At 50.3% G+C, this 23,184-nt stretch carries 17 protein-coding genes; 1 reads left to right on the top strand and 16 read right to left on the bottom strand.

Going from position 1 to position 23,184, the window contains the following annotated elements; all coding sequences use genetic code 11:
• Window positions 1–279 precede the first annotated feature (279 nt).
• The 14 genes from AC506A_RS19080 to AC506A_RS19145 form a co-directional block, all read right to left on the bottom strand.
• Window positions 280–831 (bottom strand): Hcp family type VI secretion system effector, encoded by a 552-nt coding sequence (locus AC506A_RS19080; RefSeq protein ID WP_495462591.1) that lies wholly within the window; start codon window positions 829–831, stop codon window positions 280–282.
• A 97-nt stretch (window positions 832–928) separates the two neighbouring features.
• Window positions 929–1,363, bottom strand: coding sequence for a protein-tyrosine phosphatase family protein (locus AC506A_RS19085; RefSeq protein WP_495462592.1), 435 nt, complete (start codon window positions 1,361–1,363; stop codon window positions 929–931).
• An 87-nt stretch (window positions 1,364–1,450) separates the two neighbouring features.
• On the bottom strand, window positions 1,451–3,364 hold the full coding sequence (locus tag AC506A_RS19090) for an ADP-ribosylglycohydrolase family protein (protein ID WP_495462593.1): 1,914 nt from the start codon (window positions 3,362–3,364) through the stop codon (window positions 1,451–1,453).
• 13 nt (window positions 3,365–3,377) lie between these two features.
• A complete protein-coding gene (locus tag AC506A_RS19095; protein ID WP_495462594.1) occupies window positions 3,378–6,071 on the bottom strand; it encodes an alpha-mannosidase in 2,694 nt (897 codons plus the stop codon).
• Between the two features lie 63 nt (window positions 6,072–6,134).
• The gene (locus AC506A_RS19100) at window positions 6,135–7,751 is read right to left on the bottom strand and encodes an ABC transporter substrate-binding protein (RefSeq protein WP_495462595.1); all 1,617 of its coding nucleotides are present in this window, start codon (window positions 7,749–7,751) and stop codon (window positions 6,135–6,137) included.
• A gap of 70 nt (window positions 7,752–7,821) precedes the next feature.
• Entirely contained in the window at window positions 7,822–8,709 is an 888-nt protein-coding gene (locus tag AC506A_RS19105) for a carbohydrate ABC transporter permease (protein WP_495462596.1), read from the bottom strand.
• A 37-nt stretch (window positions 8,710–8,746) separates the two neighbouring features.
• A complete protein-coding gene (locus AC506A_RS19110) occupies window positions 8,747–9,679 on the bottom strand; it encodes an ABC transporter permease (protein WP_495462597.1) in 933 nt (310 codons plus the stop codon).
• A gap of 223 nt (window positions 9,680–9,902) precedes the next feature.
• The gene (gene hutG, locus AC506A_RS19115) at window positions 9,903–10,871 is read right to left on the bottom strand and encodes a formimidoylglutamase (RefSeq protein ID WP_495462598.1); all 969 of its coding nucleotides are present in this window, start codon (window positions 10,869–10,871) and stop codon (window positions 9,903–9,905) included.
• Window positions 10,868–12,172, bottom strand: a complete 1,305-nt coding sequence (gene hutI, locus AC506A_RS19120) for an imidazolonepropionase (protein ID WP_495462834.1) — start codon at window positions 12,170–12,172, stop codon at window positions 10,868–10,870. The genes hutG and hutI overlap by 4 nt, the downstream gene beginning before the upstream one ends.
• 20 nt (window positions 12,173–12,192) lie before the next feature.
• Window positions 12,193–13,860 (bottom strand): urocanate hydratase, encoded by a 1,668-nt coding sequence (gene hutU, locus AC506A_RS19125; protein WP_495462599.1) that lies wholly within the window; start codon window positions 13,858–13,860, stop codon window positions 12,193–12,195.
• A 28-nt stretch (window positions 13,861–13,888) separates the two neighbouring features.
• Window positions 13,889–15,418, bottom strand: coding sequence for a histidine ammonia-lyase (hutH, locus tag AC506A_RS19130; RefSeq protein ID WP_495462600.1), 1,530 nt, complete (start codon window positions 15,416–15,418; stop codon window positions 13,889–13,891).
• A 276-nt stretch (window positions 15,419–15,694) separates the two neighbouring features.
• Window positions 15,695–17,476 carry a sensor histidine kinase gene (locus tag AC506A_RS19135; RefSeq protein WP_495462601.1) on the bottom strand — a complete coding sequence of 594 codons (1,782 nt, stop codon included), beginning with the start codon at window positions 17,474–17,476 and terminating at the stop codon, window positions 15,695–15,697.
• On the bottom strand, window positions 17,466–19,037 hold the full coding sequence (locus AC506A_RS19140) for a response regulator (RefSeq protein WP_495462602.1): 1,572 nt from the start codon (window positions 19,035–19,037) through the stop codon (window positions 17,466–17,468). Before AC506A_RS19140 ends, AC506A_RS19135 begins: the two co-directional genes overlap by 11 nt.
• 123 nt (window positions 19,038–19,160) lie before the next feature.
• Window positions 19,161–20,249, bottom strand: a complete 1,089-nt coding sequence (locus AC506A_RS19145) for a WG repeat-containing protein (protein WP_495462603.1) — start codon at window positions 20,247–20,249, stop codon at window positions 19,161–19,163.
• A 177-nt stretch (window positions 20,250–20,426) separates the two neighbouring features.
• On the opposite strand from AC506A_RS19145, the gene AC506A_RS19150 reads away from it, so the two are divergent.
• On the top strand, window positions 20,427–20,909 hold the full coding sequence (locus tag AC506A_RS19150) for a hypothetical protein (protein WP_495462604.1): 483 nt from the start codon (window positions 20,427–20,429) through the stop codon (window positions 20,907–20,909).
• Between the two features lie 365 nt (window positions 20,910–21,274).
• Here the strand turns inward: AC506A_RS19150 and AC506A_RS19155 are convergent, their stop codons facing one another.
• Together AC506A_RS19155 and AC506A_RS19160 are read right to left on the bottom strand one after the other, a co-directional pair.
• Window positions 21,275–22,042, bottom strand: coding sequence for a sugar phosphate isomerase/epimerase family protein (locus AC506A_RS19155; protein ID WP_495462605.1), 768 nt, complete (start codon window positions 22,040–22,042; stop codon window positions 21,275–21,277).
• A gap of 18 nt (window positions 22,043–22,060) precedes the next feature.
• Window positions 22,061–23,110: a Gfo/Idh/MocA family protein gene (locus AC506A_RS19160; protein ID WP_495462606.1), complete on the bottom strand. Its 1,050-nt coding sequence runs from the start codon at window positions 23,108–23,110 to the stop codon at window positions 22,061–22,063.
• Window positions 23,111–23,184 lie beyond the last annotated feature (74 nt).

Consider the following 23,184-nt stretch of genomic DNA (forward strand, 5'->3'; position numbering starts at 1 on the left):
CCAAACTACTCCAAAACCGTCAAATAGAGCCCGTACGGTTCGTTAGAATGTTTTCGGAGCCAATAATGGGCAAATAAGCGCCATACGGTTCGTTAGAGCATTCCGCACTTACGAAAGATATTTGGCGTCATTGCACGCCGCAGATTTCATCCTGCACTTAACTGCTCTCAACCTCCTTCAAACCAACCCGATAACCAAAAGAGAAACCCAACGTTTGAAAAAACGTTGGGTTTCTCGACATTCTGAAGGCAAACGTGACGGTTGCCTTCTTTTGTACCATTAGGCAATATTATTTTTCTTAATATCCCAGCCGCCTGTGATCGGAGTACGAATTCCTTTTGCATCCGTGATCCAGTAGGTCCACTTGATTTTGTTGAAATTCAACACCACTGTTTCTTCTGTATCATCGAAGGTATAACTACTAATGATCACATCTTCCAGCTCAATCATCAGGTAAGGGGTTTGATTCCCAGCTGCCCCATTACTCATATAAACAAGTTTGCCTTTCGGAATATGTAAGCCTTTCATGGCATTCAACATGATCGGTACGGAAGCGGCGTCGACGGATTTCGTGATCGTGAGTGCTGACAGACTTACTTTACCAGCGCCTGCACCGCTGCCTGCTACAAAAGAGCCCTGATTTTCTATGGAGAAAGATGCACCTTCAACTACACTCCACTTCTCGTACCCTTTCATGGTCGATTCGCCGGAAATCCCATCCAGCTGCAGCAATATGTTGCCGGTGTACGGTGCTGCCGCACTTGCCGGCACAACGCTGAGTGTAACTAGCCATAAACAAGCAACCAAAACAGACATTAGCAGCTTCTTCAAAAAAGATCACTCCTCCTTCGTTATAGATACATTATGTATCAAAGAAGGGAATTTGACAATAAAAAAACCCACCAATACATGGTGGGCTGCGGCGCAATTATTTCATATACAGCTTCTGTAGAGCCTCTCGCTGCGGAGGCTTAATGTTGATCTTGGCACGAATGCTCTTAGCTTTCTCTTCCGCGTCTTCCTTTCCCTCTGCTTGCTCAAGCTCGATCAGCGTACCGACTGCAACGACACCCGTTCGGCCGCCGCCACCTGCACAATGGAAAGCTACCATCTTGCCACTCTTGTACGCACCAACGACTTCATCAATCGCTTTCTTAAATAGGAGGTGGTCTTCTGCCGTGTTATCGCCTAGCGGAATCTGGATCCACTCCACATCTGAACCTTCATATGCACAACCGGTAGCTTCGGCACGCAAGTCGATGACGACATCAACCTCTTCGTTCTTGATCATATCTTCTACATCCGCAGCTCCGCCCATAAAGATTCGATCTTTAATTAAGGCTTGATAGTTATTCTGTGTCATGTATAATGGCTCCTTTGCTTTTTCTTGACCATGCCAAACTATATGTTCCAGCCTAGCAATAGTCTGAAAAAATTGCAATTGAAGCAATTATTCGAATTCACATTCAATCCACGAACCAAGATCCGTAATGTGATGCGGGAACGATTGGCCAAGTTCAGTGAAGATCAAGCTGTACTCCGCGTGACGCCCGCGCCTAATAGCCTGCAGCCTAATCGTATTTCTTCCCTTGCAGAGTTTGACTTCCGAGTGATGCCGGTTCTCGGCAGTCCACCAATCATGGTGATCGGCCTCACTAATTAATTGATCGTTGATCCATAACCGGTAAGCCTCAGTATGTCCGAAAATAATATTGACCTCTCGGTCATCCGGAAGCTCAATCTCCCGCTCCGCATATACGACGCATGGCCCCTGAAAGCCGATCAAATCGGAAACCGAGAACAAGTCCTCTGTTACATTTACGAGCCGATAATCGTTCGGATCGACCAAACTTCGATAATCCTTGCCTGCATCTGCCTTCGTATTCAGATGAAATTGCCGCGACAAATCTGCAATCTCATCCCGTGTGCCTTCGAATGCGGCGTAATACCACTCGCCCAGCTCCGTACGAGGAATGTCGATGTGATTCTCCCAGAACGGTCCATACACTTTCCAGACCTGTGCCCCGTTCAGTCCGAAGACGAACGAAGCTTCTCCGCAAGAAGCCGTCAGCAAATTTTTCTCCGACAAGTAAGCCACTTGTTCAGGTACGCTTATCGCAAGCTGAACGGAAGTCGATTCTCCCGGCTGCAAGACGATGTCTTGCCAAGACCATTCACTCAGCCACCCCTGTGGCAATTCGACTGTTAACGGATGACTAATCGCATCTGCTGTCTCGTTCTTAACGCCAATCGCTATCGTCTTGTTCTCACGCCATCCAATGACAGGAATCCCTTGATAATCAACGGAAATCACAATCGAAGGCTGCGGCTTGTTCGCCGGAATAGAGCCCAGCCCGGAAGGCAGGCCTGTAATCGCTATCGCATCATTAAGCTCTCTCATGATGGTTAAGCCTGCCACGCAAGTATCTTCAGCCAAATCCGCTAGCTGGTTAGAGCGCCGAGTCACTTTCACGTCGAGCTTGTAGCTTGTATCGTAGAAGGAATGTTTCTCGATTAAATAGCGCGCCCCATAAATAATCCCTAATAGAGCACCTGCCGTCGCACAGCTGCAGTCCGTATCGAAACCGCAATTAAGCGCGATCATCGTCGTCTCAAGAAAATCCCCTTTGCCGTAAAACAAACATACCAGTGTAAATCCGATATTCTGATAGAGGTTCGTGCAATCCGGATGGCCGTAATCGCGAATAATACGAGAACGAACCTGCTGCCAAGTCAAATCCTGCGAGCACCATGCCATCGTGTCTTCCACGAGCCGGCGTATTCTCGAGCCCTCCGGCAAATATACCATGCCATCCCGAAGCAGCTTCATCAGATCGCTCTCGACAAATGCCATCGCTTCGACGGCCGCCAAATATTGCTCCGCGTAGATGGAATCGCCCTCGTGATCCAGCATGCCGTCACGTCCCGCAAACTCGGCCGCGAGTTCCGGATTACCCGGAGCGACGCAGGCCCAGATTTCCGAACGTATCGGGCAGCCCATTCCGTTTATGTAGTAGCGGTTATTGAACGCCCCCGATACGGGAGGATAAATGCCGCGATTGTAATTTTTCTTAAAATAGGCGTATTCACCCGGCACGAAAGGATAACGCGCATAGAACGCTTCCGCCAAATCCATCGAGGTGAAATAAACGCCTTTGTGCTCGAGTACATGCAGCCAGAGGACTTGAAGATCCAAATCGTCGTTCGGAAGCATTTCGGCGATCGCACGAGGGTCATATTCGTAATCGAACAATTCCTTCCTGCCCTCGAAAGGTGCGCCGATCGTGCCTGCTATGCTCTTCCCGAGCCACGCCCCGTATACTTTATCCAGATAATTCTCATAGGTTAATTGGTAGTTGACCATTGTTAGTCCCCCTCTAGTCCATGATACGCTCTTGAAGCCTTATCGTGACGAGCTCTCCTGCCTTCATCAGGATGCCTTTCCCTGCCGCATCCTCCGCCTGCTCCTTCAGACGCTCATCTAGGAATGTCGAGTAGACATCCAACACATGGAGCGCGCTTTGAACCTGAACATGCTCCGTTTGGACCGGATTCCACAAACGAGCAATCCACCCGCTGCGATCCTCGGCTTGCTTGAGACAGCTCATAAACAAGTCGCTGCTCGCCGTGGAGTTGAAGGAGAAGAGCGAGCCAGACGACGGCCATTTCCCTGGATGTTGAAGAGCAGCTTCAATTAGAAAAGGCGTGCGGAAATCAGCTGCTTTCCCCAGACATTCACCTTGCCGCCAATCCCCAACATGTGGAATAATCGCGTATTCAAAGCGGTGCATACCTTGGCATTGACCGCCCGGAGCCGGATAATTGGCGCCTGCCGCTTGACCGATGCTGCCCGCTGACCTTACTAACGTCAGCATCACAGTCGTACCCTTGCCGCCGCTTACAGCTTCGTATGCCGGAAGTCCCTTTGTCGAAATACAAAAGCCTTCTATGCCGTCTGAAGCATCCACAAATTCCTGAAACGGCTCATCTCTCCACTCTCCTGCGGCAGCTCTAACCCTCCGATCCACGACATGAAAATGATCGTATGCCGCAACCGTCTTCGCGTGCATTCCGGTCTCGAAAGCAACTCGAAGCATGTGATCCCTGCACCTATTGTCCATATCAATCGCAATGTCGAGCCTCTCGATACCCGCATATAAGGTTGCGTACATCGTCATTGGAAGTGCAGCCTGCACGGATGATCGTTTACCATCCTTGATCGCTTCAGGCAGCGCCCAGCTCATCTCGGCTCTAAATACGATACGGTCCGCAACATGTTCATGAAGCTGCCACTTCGCTCCGACAGCCCTGGAATCTCGCTCATCATAGACCGCATATTCATGATGATCATATAAGTCACCCGTTTCTTCACGATTGACGAAGTAATTGAGCTGACGATATTCCCGGCCTGTACGCTTATAGAGGAGATCAAATGTACCATCAGCATGAAACCGAACTTGAATGGCTTCATTCTCCATCCCGTTCTCACGCAAGCGAATGGATGACTCCGCTGGTGCAGGTTCATTCTGAACTCCGGCGGGTTTCACCCAATAAGTCCGATATCCGTTTGCGGGAACTTCCTCAGCTATAAAATCAAGCTCAAGCACCGTGAACACCTGATTAGCCGCACGGTTATCCTCGCTAGTCTTCGAAATCAATACGGCCAGCATGTCAGCGGTCATATATTCGCTCTCTAAATCTTTATTTTTATCTACGATATGGCGGATTCTCGCTGGAATGGTTTGACCCTTCTCATCTACCAGTGTATAAGCGTCATGCTTGAATCGCTTCGTAACCCGCACATAACGTTTCACGGGGCCACTATGTGTGCGGCCTAGCGGATTCACTACGACAGCAGCAATTGAAGCTTCTTCCGGAGAGGTCGTATCTATTGCCCCTATTAATTGGTGCAATCCATCCTTGAGCAGATAAGCGCCCGTATGCTCGATTTCCTCGAACCGGTTCCGCATATCTTTGTGGACCTGGTCCAAACTGCAGCCGCAGATGGAATCATGCGGGTGGTTGGCAAGCAGCAGCTTCCATAGATGATGAATAATGCCTTTCGGATAGGATATGCCTGTCGCGCTGGAAGCCATCACCCACAGAGGCTCCACTAACCGCTGCAGAAGAATTTCACTGGCGTCGTTCTGCTGCTTTAAGCTCATATAAGAAGATAACGTGCCTACCAAATCCATCGGAAGGTCGTCCGAGCCTCTCATCTCTCCCGCATAAGTAGACAATCCATCCGCAGCTGCTGCAACTGCAGCCAAATAATCTTCCGGCATCGCGTACCTGAGCTCATACTCCTCTTGATGCTGATTGATATAATCGACTATTCCGGGCAGGGACGGCCGAGGCTCCATATGGTCTATCCCAACGGACATGTAGAGATTGGAGGTGGCAGCCTTATCGTGCTGCTTCCCAGCCTCATCCAGGAAGCTGTCAAGCTGATTCTGCGCATCCGGTTCTAGGGATGAAGGGGCGCTAATATCGGTCCATATATCCGGATAGCTCAGAAAAACCCCATGACTATACCCATGGTTAGCCGCCAAAACCTTAGAACCAGCCGGACCCTCCCACCAGAATTCATAGTCCGGAAGACCATCATCCCACCGAGGACGTCCACGTCCAAACGTTGCATAGTGAATCCCAAAACCATTCAGAATCATTGGCAGGCTCGCAATACTCCCGAAGGAATCCGGTACATAACCGAGCATCATCGGCCTGCCGCGCATGTGCCGAATGAGATCCATGCCAATCAGCAAATTCCGAATCGTAGATTCGCCATTTTCCAGAAATTGATCTGCAAGCACGTACCAAGGACCCGTAACCAGCCTGCCAGACTCCATAAGAGTGGATATCCGTTCCCTCTGCTCCGGCTTAATCGCTAAGTAATCTTCAAGTACAATGGCTTGCCCATCCAGCAAAAATTTGTAGTTTGGATGTTCATCCATAATGCACAGCAGCTGATCGATCAAATGAACCAAGCGAACCTGGAATTGGCCTTTCGTCATGACCCATTCCCGATCCCAATGCGTCGTCGGTGTAATGAACATCGTTTTCTTATCCATTTGAGCCTCCATTGGTTCAAAAAAAGGGCTGCTACCCTCCGGGAGCAACCCTCTTCCGTTATATTATTGCGCTTGCTTCGATGCAACGAATTCCGCTGCTTGCTTCTTCACTTCCTCCAATACCTTTTCTGCGCCGGCTTTCTTGTATCTTTCGATCAGGTCAGCTACTGCGGCGTCTACGTCTTTAACAAGACCCATTTGAATCGGTGCAGAGTATTGCTTGTCGATGTTCACGATATTCGCAAGCTCCGTCTTGATGTTTGTCGTGTCGATGTTAAATCCGTTAAGCAGGAATGGCTGCGCCTTCTCAAGCAGCGCTTTCTTCGTGTCGATGTATTGCTGCGTATAGCTCTCAAGCGGCGGCCATTGGTCACGGTTGTTGGACCACCAGCCCGCACCGTACATCGGATACGGATTCGGATCTGCCTGAGCGACAACCAGCTTACCGTCGCCATTAAGCGTATAGTTCTTGCCTTCGATACCGAATGCGAGCAGCATGTTATACGCTTTGTCTTGGTGCAGCAGGTCAATCGCCATGAGCGCTCTTTCGTAGTTTTTCGTTTTCGGCGAGAATGCAAAACCGTTACCGGTAGCAGGACGAGTCATGACGACGCCGCTGTCCGTCAGGTTATTGACTGCGCCAAGCTCCCAGCCTTTAGCGATCATATCGGAACTGTATTGCGCATAGTTCTCGAAGGCATTCGCCCAGTAGCCGGATTTGCCTTCTTTGGCAAGGTCAGCCGCAGCTGTCTTCTGTGCGAAAGCGTTCTTAGGCAGCAACCCTTTGTCTGCCCAATCCTTCATCGTTTTGGCAGCATCGATAAACTTCGCTTTGAACGCATCGTCGAGCAAGCCCGTAATCGTGTAGTTCGTATCATCCGGGAAGAAACCGGTGATATATGGAGCTTCTTTAATCACGTAGTTCTTCATCAAGCCGCCGAAAATGCCTTGAATATCAGAGGCTGAACCGTCGACAGGAAGCATCCCTTTCTCATTGTCTTTCAGCGCTTGGAAGTAAGCGCCTAGGTCTTTGAAGGTTTTAATTTCAGGTACATTGTACTTTTTACGAAGATCTTCTCGGATGAAACCTGTACCAACGTCCAATTCCTTGAACGTTTGCGGAATCATGTAGATTTTGCCATTTACGCGGGCATCCGTCCATTGGCCTTCGGACGTAGCCGATGCCGTCAATGGCATAAACTTGTTTACGTCGTCTAGCGTAATTTCGTGATAACCGCCTTTGGAAGCGTTGGAGCCGTAGTTGACGTTACCGAAGATGACGTCCCAATCCTGCGGGGAAGCCAGTACGAGCGGATACTTTGTATTAATGTCTGCAAATGGAATATAAGTCAATTCAATGGTCGCGTTAATGTCTGCTTCGAGCTTCTTGTTGACTTCAGCCATGACCGCTTCGTTATCCTTCGGAGCTTCGCCGAGAAGAACGAATTTCAACGTCACTTTATCCAATTGCGGTTTCTCTGCGTTGTCGGCAGCTGTGTTGTCGGCCGCAGCGCTGTTGTCCGTGTTGCTGGCCGCTGCGTTGTTCTTCGTCTCATTGGCAGGCGTGTTGTTAGCTGTGTCTTTGTTGCCATTGTCATTCTTGGAACAAGCGGACAAGATTAACATCAAGCAGAGCATTAGCGATAAACCAAGACTTAGTGCTTTTGATTTCTTGCTCATCTTTGTTTAACCTCCCAATTATTGAATGAACTATGTTAAACCGCCGCGTAGCGGAATTAACCAAACCCACCTATCCTTTGACAGACCCGATCGTAAGACCGGCAACAAAATACTTCTGAACGAACGGGTAAGCGAATACGATCGGCCCTGTCGCGACGACTGTCAGCGCGAGCTTAACCGTTTGCTGCGGCAGTTCAATGGCGGATGCAGCCCCGTTATTCTGCAGCATCTGTTTCGCGAAGGTCGTGGAGCTCAAAATTCTGTAAAGCGTATACTGGAGCGGAAACAGGTTGTCTTTGGTAATGAACAGCGTTGCCGTATACCAATCGTTCCAATACCCGAGGGCGATGAACAGCCCAATCGATGCGAGCGCCGGCTTGAGCAGCGGGAACACGACTCTGATGAAGATGGAGAAGTCATTTGCCCCGTCGATCTTCGCCGATTCGGAGATGGAATCCGGAATGCTGTTCGCGATATAAGTTCTCAGAATCAGGATGTAGATGACGTTAAACATCCCGTTCAAGAGCAGAATCATCATCGTATTTCTGAGCTGCAGATAGTTGGACATCAGCAGGTAGTACGGCACTAAGCCGCCGCTGAACAAGGTCGTGAAGAAGAGGTAGAAGGCCATCCCATTGCGGTACTTCACGTCTTTTCTGGCTAGAACGTAAGCGGTCATCGAGGAGAAGAAGATGGATATTCCGGTACCTGCTATCGTAAGAAATATCGTGACCAGATAACTGTGGAAGATCTTCTCAGGCTCCAGAAAAATGAATTTATAAGCGCCGAGGTCAAATGTCCGCGGAAGAAGCGAGTATCCATACTGCAGGATCGAGCTCTCGGATTGGAAGGATCCCACAAGCAGCATGACGAATGGCAATATCGTTGCGATGCCAATGAAACCTACGACGATGAATGCGATGATATTAAAGGTGATGACGTCTTTTCCCATTTTCATAGACTTGAACCGCCTTCCCTGCTCGAACCGAGAGTGACTAATAGAGCGCATAATCGCTGTTCCATTTCTTAACGCCCCAGTTTACCGCGTAGATAATGAAGAAGCTAAGAACGGATTGGTACACGCCGCCGGCGGAAGCCATGCCGAAGTCGTTCGCGAATATGAGGGATCGGAAGACAAACGTATCGATAATGTCCGTCGTGTCGGCCAAGAGACCGTTGTCGCCGATAAGTTGGTAGAACATATCGAATTCTCCGCGCATGATTCTGGATAGTCCGAGCAGAACCAGTGTAATGATGGTCGGCTTCAGCATCGGAATGGTAATGTACCAGATCCGTTGGTACAAATTCGCGCCGTCGATCTTGGCGGATTCGTAGCTCTCATGATCGATTCCCATAATCGCCGATAGGTACAGCACGCTGGAGAAGCCGATTCCCTTCCATACATAGAATAGCGGTAGGAGGAAAAGCCATATATTCGGATTCGAGTAGATGTCGATCGGCTCTGCGCCGAGCGACTTCAGCCACGAGTTGAGCGCGCCATAATCATAGTTGAAGATATTGTAGAAGAACGCCGAGACGGTAACCCAGGAGATGAAGTACGGCAGAAACATGAACGTCTGCGCCGTCTTCTTGAAGTATTTGCCGACCATTTCCGCAATTAAGATGGCGACGATAACCGATAGAATCGTGCTGACCGTCAGAAACACGAGATTGTAAAGCACCGTGTTCTTCGTAACGAGCCACAGCTTGCCGGATTCGAAGAAGTATTTGAAGTTTTCGATTCCATTCCATTTGCTTCCAAAGATGCCGCCATCGTAAGAATACTCCTTGAACGCGATGACGATACCCGGCATCGGAAGATAAGCCAGTACGAGAAAGTAGAGCCCGACGGGCAAAAACATCAGATAGAGAATACGGTTTTTCATAATCTCGTATAGGAATCCTTTTTTCTTCAGAACCCTTTGCATTCATCCACCTCTTACCGAATGTCGTTTGTTGGTTACGCTTTCATAATAAAGCGTTTTCATAATCTATGCTACGAGAGAATATTACGAAATCTTTGCAATCTTACGCAACATGAAGTCCTACTCATAAAGAAAGCTTACTGGAATTCACCATCCGAGCATGAATGCTCTTTCGGTAAATTCTAGTAAGCTCCGAATCCTTCTCTCAATTGCCACTATCGGCGGATCACGCTAGGCGAGTTGCCATTCCTGCCAAGAAGCTTAGCATAAACTGTACGGCAAGACGTGAAGTCACATTACGCACATCGACGGATGGATCAATGCAAACAAAATCAATCCCCATCACCTGCGGCAAAGCTCCCAGACGATATAACGCATCGAGCGCATCCCACGGATTCATCCCCCCTGTCCCGATTGCCGGACAGCCTGGCGCGAAGGCTTGATCGATGACGTCTACATCGAAGCTCACATAGATCGCTTCCGTTCCGTCGCCGGCAAGCGCGAGCGCCTGATCGATGACCGGATCGATGCCCATGCGACGCACGTCTCGCGAGGAAAACACGTGTACTCCCTTACTCTTTACATAATCGTGATACGGCTTCGCATTCATAAAACCTCGGATGCCGATCTGCACGATGTTACGCCCTTCTACGACGCCCGATTCCAAGATACCGCGGAAAGGCGTGCCATTCGTGACGCCGCCGTCTTCGAAATTGCGTACGTCATGGTGAGCGTCGAAATGGATAATTCCCACTTTTTTGCCTGGATAACGCTTGGTGAAAGCTTTGATGGAAGGGCAGCTTGTCGAATGGTCCCCACCTAATATGATCGGAACTAGTGACGGCTGAGCCCCGTAGATCGCATTCATGCTTTCCTCGATGCGACGGTGGCATTCCGCGATGTCCGTCACGTGCATCTGAATGTCGCCGAGGTCACGAACGGCCATGTCCTGCAAATCAACGTCATATTCGAGCGAGTAGGTCGTAAACGACTTGAATGCCGTGCGGATCGCTGCCGGTGTCGTCGAGGCGCTGGATATCGATATCGATGGCTTAGAAAGCGGTATACCGATGATCCCCGCCAGCAATTGCTCCTTGCCGTCCCACTCTCGAATCCAATGAGCGACCTTGGTCTCCAGATGATCTCTAAACACGGCCTGATCAGGTCTTCTCAGGAAAGGGATCTCCTGGCTCATGGCAGCGTCCCCTCCTTCGATGCTTGCGAGGCCATGATTTGCCGGTTCCAAACGGCGACATTCCCGCCCTTAATCACGCCATACGTATGGTTAATGCCGAAATGATAGGGCAGATAGGCCAGATTCGGCGCGTCGAATAGCGTTAGATCCGCGCGTTTTCCTACCTCAATCGAGCCGATTTGATCGCCTCTGCCAATCGCGTTTGCCGCATTGATCGTGCAGGCCGTCAGAATCTCTTCTGGCGTCATCTTCAAATTTAGCGAGGCTAGCATGATTACAAGTTGAATCGATTCGGTCGGACAGGATCCCGGATTGTAATCGGTTGACAAGGACACCGGCAGATTGAATTGGTCGATCATCTCCCGTGCTCGAGCGTGCTTGTTTAGGCCAAGGTTAAACGAAGTGCCGGGCAGGAGCACCGGGATGACGCCGCTTGCCGCAAGCATGCGCAAGCCTTCATCGGATGCTGCCAGCAGATGCTCTGCGGAAATCGCGCCGATTTCTCCCGCTAATTCAGTACCGCCGAGCGATTCGATTTCATCGGCATGAATTTTAGGAAGTAAGCCATGCCGCCGCCCTTCAAGCAGAATACGGCGAGACTGTTCCACGGTAAAAACCCCATGTTCGCAAAAAACGTCGCAAAACTCAGCCAGCCCTTCTTTCGCCACTTCCGGAAGCATGTCGCAAACGAGATCTACGTAATCTTGAGTCCTGCCTTTATACTCAGGCGGCACCGCATGAGCACCCATGAACGTTGAAACAACGTCAATCGGATGGGTTTCGTTCAGCCGTTTCGCCGTACGCAATTGCTTAAGCTCATCCTCTAAAGTAAGGCCATAACCGCTCTTCGCTTCCACCGTCGTAACACCTTGCTGCAGCATAATGTCGAGGCTTCGATACGCCTTCTCATATAATTGCTGCTCGCTTGACGCCCGGGTAGCTTGAACGGTGCTTAAGATGCCTCCGCCCTGTGCCAGAATATCCAAATAAGGGACGCCTGATCGCTTGAGCGCGAGCTCATGCTCGCGTGAACCGCCATGTACCAGATGCGTGTGCGGATCAACGAGACCCGGCGTGACCAGACAACCGCGAGCGTCCAGCGTCTGCGCAATTTCAGCGCCTTGCAGCAGATCAGTCACTTCCTCTTCGGAACCAACAGACGCAATTCGGCCGCCTTGAATGGCGATCGAAGCATTCGTAATCTCCCGGAGCTCCTTCATCTCTATCCCGTAACGAGGCGCGTTCCCGATAGGGGTTACCAAACGGCCGATTCCTGTCAATAGTAAGTCTATCCGTTCTATGATCGTCACGCTCCTTTAGGTTAATCACGCATCGGGATGCGAATTCCGTGTTTCTCCGCGCTATCGATGGCTTCGTCGTAACCGGCATCCACGTGACGGATCACGCCCATTCCCGGGTCTGATGTCAATACGCAGCGAAGGCGTTCAGCTGCTTCATCGGTACCATCGGCAACGACAACCATGCCTGCATGCAAGGAGTAGCCCATGCCGACGCCTCCTCCATGATGGACGGATACCCACGATGCCCCTGCCGATGTGTTGATGAGCGCATTCAGAATCGCCCAGTCGCCAACCGCATCGGATCCGTCCTTCATCGCTTCCGTCTCCCGGTTCGGCGATGCCACGGAGCCGCAGTCCAGATGGTCGCGGCCGATCACGACCGGTGCTTTCAACTCGCCGTTCTTCACCATCTCGTTAAGCGCGAGACCGAACTTCTCCCGTTCTCCGTAACCGAGCCAGCAGATTCGTGCCGGCAGACCTTGGAACGCTACGCGCTCGCGTGCCATCTCGATCCAGCGGCGGAGATGATCATTCTCCGGAAACATGCGGAGAACGAGCTCATCTGTTTTACGAATGTCTTCCGGGTCGCCGGAGAGCGCTGCCCACCGGAATGGGCCTTTGCCTTCGCAGAACAGGGGACGGATGTAGGCAGGCACGAAGCCGGGGAAGTCGAATGCATTCGCTACCCCTTCATCAAACGCGACTTGACGGATGTTGTTCCCATAATCGAACACGACCGAGCCAAGTTGCTGCAAATCGAGCATCGCTTGAACATGAGTTGCCATGCTTGCCTTGGACAGCTTCATGTATTGCTCCGGATCACTCGCTCGCAGTGCTGCCGCTTCTTCCAAGGAATATCCCGCCGGAATGTAACCGATTAACGGATCATGAGCGGAGGTTTGGTCCGTCACGAAATCCGGCTTGATGCCGCGACGCACAAACGCCGGATAGATGTCAGCCGCATTCCCCAATAGGCCGATGGCGAGCGCTGCTCCATCTGAAATCGCTTTGTACGCCAGTGCCAAGGCTTCATCCAGCGTTTCCGCGAGAACATCGCAGTACCTCGTTTGAATGCGTCGTTCAATGCGCGCACGGTCGACTTCGACAGCGATAACGACGCCTTCGTTCATCGTGACAGCCAAGGGCTGCGCGCCGCCCATGCCGCCTAGCCCCGCCGTCAAAGTGAGCGTGCCTTTGAGCGTACCGCCTGAGCGTTGACGAGCCGCTTCGGCAAAGGTTTCATACGTCCCTTGCAATATCCCTTGAGTCCCGATATAGATCCAGCTGCCCGCAGTCATTTGACCGTACATCATCAGCCCTTTCTGCTCCAGCTCGCGGAAGTGCTCCCAAGTTGCCCATTTCGGAACGAGTACGGAGTTGGACAACAGGACGCGGGGGGCGCGTTCATGCGTTCTGAATACGCCGACCGGCTTCCCGGATTGGATCAGCAGCGTTTCGTCGTTCTCTAATCGCTGCAGCTCACGCACGATGGCATCATAGGAAGGCCAATTGCGTGCCGCTTTACCAATACCGCCGTAGACGACCAGCTCTTCCGGACGCTCCGCAACGTCAGGGTCAAGGTTATTCATCAGCATCCTGAGGGCTGCTTCCTGCACCCAACCCTTGCAAGACAGCTCCGTACCACGCGGGGCGCGGATTACACGCTTTTGCTCTTTATTCGTAGTCATATCGGTTCCTCCCGTAGAACATGATTGGTTAATATAGCGGTCCGGTAATGGCTTCCACCGCGTCCAGAAATTCGCCGGACAGCAAAGCGGCCGCCGTTCGTTCGATATCTGCTGAAGTGGAACGGTCATCTACAACCGGTGGAACGAGGGTTCTCAGCTTCTCGTATAGGACGCGAGTTGCGGGCGCTAACCCGTGTGCCCCGATAAACTCGGCTGCTTCAGCAGCGCAGATCAATTCGATCGCCAGTACTTTGGAAACGTTGTCAATCACCTGTACCGCATGTCTGGCGGCCGTTGTCCCCATGGACACATGATCCTCCTGGTTAGCCGATGATGGAATCGAATCTACGCTTGCCGGATGCGCGAGCACTTTATTCTCCGAAACGAGCGATGCGCTCACATACTGCGTGATCATCAAGCCTGATCCGATGCCCGGATTGTGGCTAAGGAAAGGGGGCAGACCGCAGGATAACGCCGGATTAACGAGTCGTTCGGTTCGACGCTCCGAAATATTCGCGAGCTCGCTCATGCCGATCTTCAGAAAATCCATCGCAAAAGCAATCGGCTGACCATGGAAATTGCCTCCCGATATGACCTGCCCATCTTCTAGGAATAGGAGCGGATTATCGGTAGCGGAATTGATTTCGATGGTCAGTTTATCCTGCACATAATCAAGCACTTGGCGAGTAGCGCCATGCACCTGCGGCAGACAGCGAAGCGAATAAGCATCTTGAACCCGGATTTCCCCTTGCCGAGTCGTTAATTTACTGCCTTGTAGCAGCGTCCTGAGATTCCTAGCTACGCCAATCTGCTGGGGATAAGGCCGCGCGAGATGTACTTCCTCAGCGAATGCTTCCGGGATCCCGCGCAAGCTCTCCAATGTGAGCGAAGCGATCACGTCTGCGATTCGGGCCAACCGCTGCGCTTTCATGAAGGTAAGGGTACCGATGGACGTCATGATCTGGGTGCCGTTGATGAGCGCCAATCCCTCTTTGGCTTGCAAGGTGATGGGTTGAAGTCCTGCTTTGGCCAGCGCAGCAGCGCCGGGAAGCCGCTCCCCGAGATAGAAAGCCTCCCCTTCGCCCATCAGCACAAGCGCAAGATGGGAAAGCGGTGCTAAGTCACCGCTGGCACCGAGCGATCCCTGCTCAGGTACAACGGGATGTACGCCTAGATTGATACAATCGATCAGCAGTTGCAGCGTGACCGGACGAATGCCGGAATAGCCTTTGGCCAGCGCATTGGCGCGAAGCAGCATAAGTGCTCGCACCGTCGCCTCCGGCAAAGGGCTGCCTACCGCGCAGGCGTGACTGCGAATTAAGTTGATTTGCAGCTTTGCAGCGTCTTGAGGCGAGATATGCACATCACTGAATTTACCGAAACCCGTACTTACTCCATAAACGACTTTACCGGTGGCAACGAGCTCCTCCACCATTTCACGGCAGCTATTCACACGCACAGCCGCTTCCGCACACAATTCGACCGCTCTATTCTCCAACGCCACTTCCATGACCATTTCAGGCGTTAGCTTCTTTCCATCCAGTACGATAGGCGTCATGTCAACACCCCTCTCTTGTTGTTCGGCGACTAACATTTCAAGTGATCCCCTTTCTTGCTTTAATATAAGAAAGGGACCGAGCGGAAGCTTTAAGCTTCCACGCGGTCCCTTTTTGAAAAGGGGATATGCGATTGTCCCGTATTATGCTTTCGCCAATACTTCATCGCGACCCACTTCTTTCAGTTGTAATTTTCGATTCATCTCTAATTGTCACACGCCGGTTCAAATGTTGTCAATGGGATCTCGCGGACTCGGCGCGGAAATGTGACCTAAGATTTACCACGGCAGCTCGATCATGACTGTGATTCCGGGACCTTCATTGCGCCGATAAGTTAGGCCATATTCGTCCCCATAGAGAAGCTTAATACGCTTATTAATATTGTTTGCTCCATAGCCATGGAAAGGGTCGGTTCGATCCATATTGAAGATGCGATCCAAATTCTCCTGCGAGATGCCTGCCCCGTCATCCTTGACCTTGATCACGAGCCTGCCATCGACTGCAATGGCGCTGATCGTAATCGTACCCGTCTCACTTTCCGTCTCCAGAATGCCATGAATGATTGAATTCTCGACAAGCGGCTGCAGCGTGATTTTGGGCATCGGATGATCATACAGCGCTTCCGGAATATCGATCGACAGCGTAATGCCATTCTTGAATCTGGCGTTCTGAATGTCAATGTAGGCGGCAATGTGCTCCACTTCATTGCGCAAGGAGACGATGTCCTCCCCTTTGCTCAAGCTAAGCTTATAGAATTTGGACAGCGATTGAACCAGATCATAGATGCCTTGCTCTTGAATTCGCATCGCCTTCCAGTAGATCAGATCGAGCGTGTTATAGAGAAAATGCGGATTGATCTGCGCCTGCAGCGCTTTGAGCTCCATCGACTTCACTTCTTGGCCCAGCGCATATTTCTCATCGAGCAATTGGGCGACCTTGGCGATCATCGACTTGAAGTTTCGCGATAATTCCCCGATCTCGTCCTTCCCCTCATGCTGGATATGAAGGTCGAAATCTCCCTGCTTCACGCTCTTCATCTGAGCGATCAAGCTGCGGATTCTGCGCGTCCCGGACGCGGCGGCCAGAAAGGCTAATGGCAGCAAGAACATCGCGATTAAGAAGGCAATGAACAGCATCTGCTTCATTGCTTTCTTCTGCGAGCCCAATATTTCCTTATACGGCGTCAAACTAACCAAATACCACTCCGTATCCGCAACCATCTGTGCACCAACCAAATACTCTGCATTGCCGAAACTCCGCTTGCCCCAGACGCCATCCTTGAACTGATCGGTCGTATTCACTTTCAGAATGTCGGACTTGAACGACAGCATGCCGGCATTCGCATGAGAGGAATGGACCATAACCTCACCGTCTTGGTTGATTAGGAATACGGAAGACTCCTTCGTAAACGCTACACGATCTAGAATGGATTCGAATATGCTCTTCGGCATATCGACGCTAAGCACGCCGATGACATTTTGGAAACTTTCGTTATCGAAGATACTCCGTGCAATCGTAAACGTATGTAATTTGTCGGTCTGCAAGTCGTTCAGCAAGATATCGCTTGGGAAAATCTCAAAGGTGGTGCTGCTCTTATTCAGGTTCGCGTACCAGGATGTATTCACAATACGATTGGTGCTCATCACGTCATCAGTTTCGTTCGTGCTTGCTACGGCCTGAGACGTATATAAGCTTGTTTTGACAATATCTTCACTTGGCTTCGTAATATAAAATTGCTTGCGGATCCCTTCGACATCAAAGCTCCACAACCCGTAACTATTGAAATAATAGCTGGCGTTCCGATGCAAAATATCTTGGATTTTCTCATTCGAGGCCAGAATGGTCAGGAAGTTCTTGGCGACATAAAGCTTAAACTCCATAAATGATCGGCTCTGTTCGAACACTTGCCGGGAGGAATACCTCGCTTGCGACTCAAGATCCTTAGACGAGATGCGGTAGTTCACGATAATAAACAAGGTGAACGGGATCGCAAGCAGCAGCAAATATTGCAGGAAAAGCTTGTAATGCATTTTCAAATCGCGGTAGATGTTAATTTTCATAGAGTTGCTTCATCCTATACTCGGATGGTGTGGAGCCCGTATATTTCTTGAACAGCGTCGAGAAATAGTTCGTATCCGTGAGTCCAATCTCGGTCGTAATATCGTACAGCTTCTTATTGCGGTCCTGCAGCAGCTCCTTCGCTTTCTCGATTCGAAGCTCCGTAATGAATTCATTCAGCGTAAGGCCGGTCGATTTCTTGAAGAAAGCACATAAATACGTTTGGCTCAGAAACGTATGCTGCGCAATCGTCTGAATCGACAGCTGATTGCTGTCGTAGTGACTTGCGATATACTTCTTAATCTCGTCGATTTTCTCGATGCCGCCTGCCTTGTTCTCCGATTTCTGCATCGTCATTTCGATATTCGACAGCAGAAATTCGGCAAGCTCGCCAAGCGTGATGCGCGTATCGATTTCACGCCACATATACGTGGTTTCTTGCTCATCGGCGGAATCGGCCGCATCCCACTGCATGGTCACTTCAAACAGAATACGCAAATGATTGAAATAAAGATTTCTGATCTTGTTCGTATCGGGATCCCCGGCAGCGGCGATCATCTCTGTCAGCTGATTCACATAAGCGACGATGGCCACAGGCGGGTCGCTTCTGAGCATTTTCTTATAGCGGACATAGATGGCCTTATCCAGCTCATAACAAGCAGGCGCAGCGGAATTCGGAAAATAAATCCGATTCGTCCCGGCGTAAAATTGACCTTTCGCTGCTTCGGACGCGGCCTTGTATAGGATGGAGAATTCATCGGTTCGGGCAGTTTGATTGCTGCAGCCGGCAGATAGCGAATAGGCACCTAAGGAAGCCTCCCCAATCTGATCCAGCAAACGCTGGGCGAATGCTTCTGCTTTTGTCTGCTGTGGTGTCGCATCATCATTCGCAATGATCGCCAAACACTTATCTCCCACGAATCCCGCGATATATCTACGATCCGTGTAGTCCGGGTCTTGATTCAACAGCAGCAGAATTCGCTGCTTGATCAGCGTCTTCTCGTCTTCTGCTGCCGAAGACGACCAATTAAACAGAAACGTATAGACGCGGTAGGGTTCACCTTTCGTTAACGGCAGAATGTCAGAGTCGACACGATCCATCAGGGCGGATAGATCTGTTTTGTTGCAGATTAAATCGACAACGATTTCTTCACGCCGGTACTGGATATCTACCGTTTTATTGGCCGCATTTACAATCTTCTTCACCACTGCTGCGAACAGGGTTTTCAATTGCTCCATGTCGACCGGCTTATCTAAATAATCGACAGCATGTAATTGGATGGCCGATTTCAAGTACTCCTTGTCCGAGAAGCCGCTAAGAAATACAATCTCGCACTCCGGATAAAGGTCGCGGACCCTTTGTGCCAGCTCGATTCCATTCATCTTCGGCATGCGAATATCTGTTAGCAAAATCGACGGCTTGAACTTCTCCGCAAGCGCGAGCGCCGCAATGCCGTTCTCCGCCGAATGTGCCTCCGTAATTCCCCAATCGGACCAGGGCACCAACTCCATCAAACTATCACGCGTCGTTTCTTCATCATCGACAATCATCAAGTTAATCACCCTGCTCCACCCCCTTGAAATCGCTTTCAGCCATCTCTATTATACAACTTATTTTTTCATAGGTGCATGGAAAAACCGCTTACTCCCATGTCGATGGAAGTAAGCGGCTACTGGATCGGTGACTCATTGCTGCGGCGGCCAGACGATTGTCCCGCTGCGATTGATGTAACCACGGATATAGTCTCGGGAGTCCGGCACATTCAAGTAAACTTCCGCCAGCTCCCCGGCGAACGAGGCCGCCCATTCGAGCTGCTCCTTGATCATAAACTTGCCGGACGTATTGATAAAACCATATTTCTGCCCAGTGCTTGCCGGTGCCAGTCCGCCGGAAAAGGTTCCTCCTGCTTTTATATTCTGAATCACCTTCTGTCCTTTCTTGTTAATGTAGAAGGTAACCCCATTGCGCTCTACAAACGCCAGCCCCTCCGAGAAAGGCTGCGCCATGGAGAACTGCGGCTTCAGCACATACTCCCCGGCTTTATCGACATAACCATATTTGCCATTCTCATATACAACTGCCGCTCCATCAGAGAACGACTCTGCATGAGTAAACCGCGGAGACACCACGAGCTTCCCCGATCTGTTGATATAGCCAAACTTGCCATTCAGGGCCAGCTTAACGACTGCCATTCCCTCTGAGAAATCTGCGGTGTAGCTGAATTGATACGGAATCACCAACTTGCCTTTCGTATCAATGAACCCGGAAGCTTTGCCAAGATTGACGCGAGCCAGCCCCTCCGAGAAATTGAACGCCATTACATAGATCGGTTGAATCGCGATTTGCCCCTGGCTGTCCTTAAAGCCTAATCGAAGCTCGGATTTCCCATTAGCCCCTTGGATTTTTGTTGAAAATAGGGTTCGTCCGTCGTACATCAAGCCGCAGGTATTCAGCGCACAGTCAAACAACTTGTCTCCCGCAGGGCTAAAGTACGTCTGCTTCTTCGCTGCAAGATTCGTGATGACATAAGGACTCCCCGGTTCGCCGTCGTACCAAATTCCTTCGTATAGCGGCGCCACGACCTGCTCGCCTTTACTATTGATCAGCCCGTATTTCCCATTCAATTCGACGCGATATAGCTTCTCCTCGTCGGGCTTTTGTACAACTGTGGTTGGTTTACTGGCGGTAGACACCTCAGCCTGTCCATGCCCCACCCAGGCAAATCCCGTCATTGTAAGCGTCATTGCAGCTATGGCTGCGATCCGTTTGAACATGTAGTTGTTTCCCCCCGCTCATTTTCCAATATTCTGTCATTCTCCTATTTACTAGACGCAGCTTAGCGGAAAAAGTGTGCAACTGGCTGCTTGGAATTCCATTCATTCAGCATTGAATTTCCTCATTACATCCCGTAGAATGCAGGAATGAACGCAGTAGCAGCGAGAGGAACCACGATGAAAAAATGGATTTGGCTCTTAGCCGTTTTTGTGATTGTTGCTGTAATCAGTTTAAAAACGATAAATTACATCAATAAATATCCCTCATTATTGGGTAATGAAGTTTATGCTGTTCGAATGTTTGACTCTCACTCTAATCTAGTCGCACATTGGTCGATAAACCCACAGACGAAACGATTAACAGACCATGACAAGAAAACGAATAAATCCATTCAAGGCATCTTAGTGCCCTTTAATGAAAGAAAGCTGGTTGATGGTAAAACCGGTGAGCCGAACTATTATGTTCGGATTGACTCCAAAACAGGAAACGGATTCAATTACCTAGTATGGCTGAGAGAAGGAGAGCCTTCAGGTTTTGTTGAAAGCTCAGTTCCTTTTGCTTTTAAAAATAACGAGTATCTCCCTGGGGAGCAGTATTTTGCGATATCCGAGCAACAACAGGAACAATTACTCGCTCTTCTAGCTTCTTCTACCTCATAACAAAACACCAGGTCATCGATTATCTCGGTGGCCTGTGTTATTTGAAAGTGCGGAATGCTCTAACGAATCGTACGGGGCTTATTTGCCCGTTTATGGCTTCGAAAAAATTCTAACGAATCGTAGGGGCTCTATTAGAAGGTTTTGGAGGTGTTGGGAGCTGATTATCCCCAAATAAGGCTTCTACGATTCGTTAGATTCTCGAAGCCCCGAAATTCAGCCCATTAAGACCTCTACGATTCGTTAGATTTTCTCGCAAGGCAAGCTGAGGCGTGCGAGATGAGATTTAAGCCCGTCGGGGCTCTATCGACAGCCAAAGGCCACCGATTACCTCGGTGGCCTTTGGTTTCGTTCTATGTGAGGACAAATTAGAGCAGGCCTTTTTCTTTCAAGTTCAAATAGCTGACCGTCGCAGTCTCGATACCCGTAAGGTTACGGAGCTGATCCTGCTCAACTGTCATCCATTCCACGCCGATTTCAGTAGCCGCATCAATGGACTCTTGAATTTTCACTAAACCCGTACCGACTGCTGTCCACTTTCCGACCTCGTCAGTACCATAGACATCTTTCAAATGAATCGCCGGTACGCGGCCCGCCATCTTGCGAAGGATATGTGCCGGATCTGCGCCGCCCAGTGTAATCCAAGCCACATCCATACGGAAGAAGAGATTCTTCGGATCTGTATGCTCAGCTAGAATATCCAGCGAGTATACGCCATTGAACGTTCTCTCAAATTCATGCGCATGGTTATGATAGCAGAATCTTAGACCCTCAGCCGCAAAACGTGCGCCTGCAGCATCGTACAATTCAGCATCGCGAAGCAGCTGCTCTCTATTATCGACTACGTCCCACCAGAACGTAACATCCTTCGTTTGCAGGGCGTGTGCCTCACGAATCAGGCGATCGATTTCCTTCTCATCACGAAGTGAATCCTTGCTGAGGACGCTATGTGTCGCCACTTGCAGCCCCAATTCATGGAAACGTGCGACATTCGCATCGACATCTCCTTTGAGCAGCTCGCCGCTGCCCTCGATCCCCTTATAACCGATCTCCGCTACGCGCTTCATCGTGCCCCAGTAGTCTTGCTGTGCTTCTTCATGAACGATTCCAATTAATCCAAGCTTCGGTCTTGTCATGGCTAGTTTCCCGCTCCTTTATTTGGCGAAGTGGCCGTCATTAAGCATTGTGATGAAAGGACTGTCCGTAACGCCGGTAAGCGGAAGCTCTACACGTGCATTGCGGCGCACCGACTCATATACAGCAAAAATAATTTCCGAAGCGCGTGTTGCCTTCTGATGCGACGCTTCAGGTTCTTCACCTGAAACCAGACAATCGATCGCATGACGGACATACCCGATCATCTGATCGGACATCGAGGACAATTCCATCTCGACCTTCCAAGAAGGATCCTCGTAGTTGACTGCTTTAACAATTTGCCCGTCCCACATGACTTCAATAAAGCCTTCGCTTCCAATGATGCGAACGCCCGCCCAGATCTTCGTCATATCCTCATTCGGTTCCCAAGTATCGATGGAGCCGGAATAGAGGCTGGCTTGAACGCCATTGGCGAAGAGGATTTGTCCTGACGCGCCGCATTCGGAAGGCACGTTGAACCAGTTATAAATTTCGGTCGTATCGACTGCCCCAAGCACTGATTTGGCAGGCGTTTCTTCCATATAGCTAATTGCTTGGTCAAAGGTGTGGATACCGCAATCGAGTAGATTAGGCGGTGAATAGAGATCAAGACGAAGCAGTTGACCGATTTTGCCTTCTTTGATGAGACGACGTACCGTTTGATTGCCCTTAGCGAAACGACGTTGAAGCGAGAACGTCAGCTGACAGCCAAGCTCTTCTGCGATCCGGCCCATCTCTTGACATTCGCCCCAAGTTGCCGACATCGGCTTCTCACACAAAACGGCTTTGGCGCCTGCTTCCGCACAATCGCGGAAAACGGATAAATGCAGAGGTGTCCAAAGACAGATCAGGACAACATCAGGCTTCTCCTTCTCCAGCATTTCCTTATGATCGGTGTAGATCTTTGCTTGAAAACCAAATTCAGTATTCAGCGTTTCGGCCGATGCAGCTGAAATATCGGACAATGCAACTACCTCAAGTCTGTTGTCGGCTTGTACACCGATCGCATGTTCATGTGCACGCTTGCCGCAGCCGATAAAAGCTACTTTATAAACGGATGATGTGTTCACTTCGAAATCCCTCTCCCTCAAGCTCTATTCTCACAGATCATTTCTCATTCCATTGAAACGTTTCGATATACCTC

Source organism: Paenibacillus sp. N22P23 (assembly GCF_059383735.1).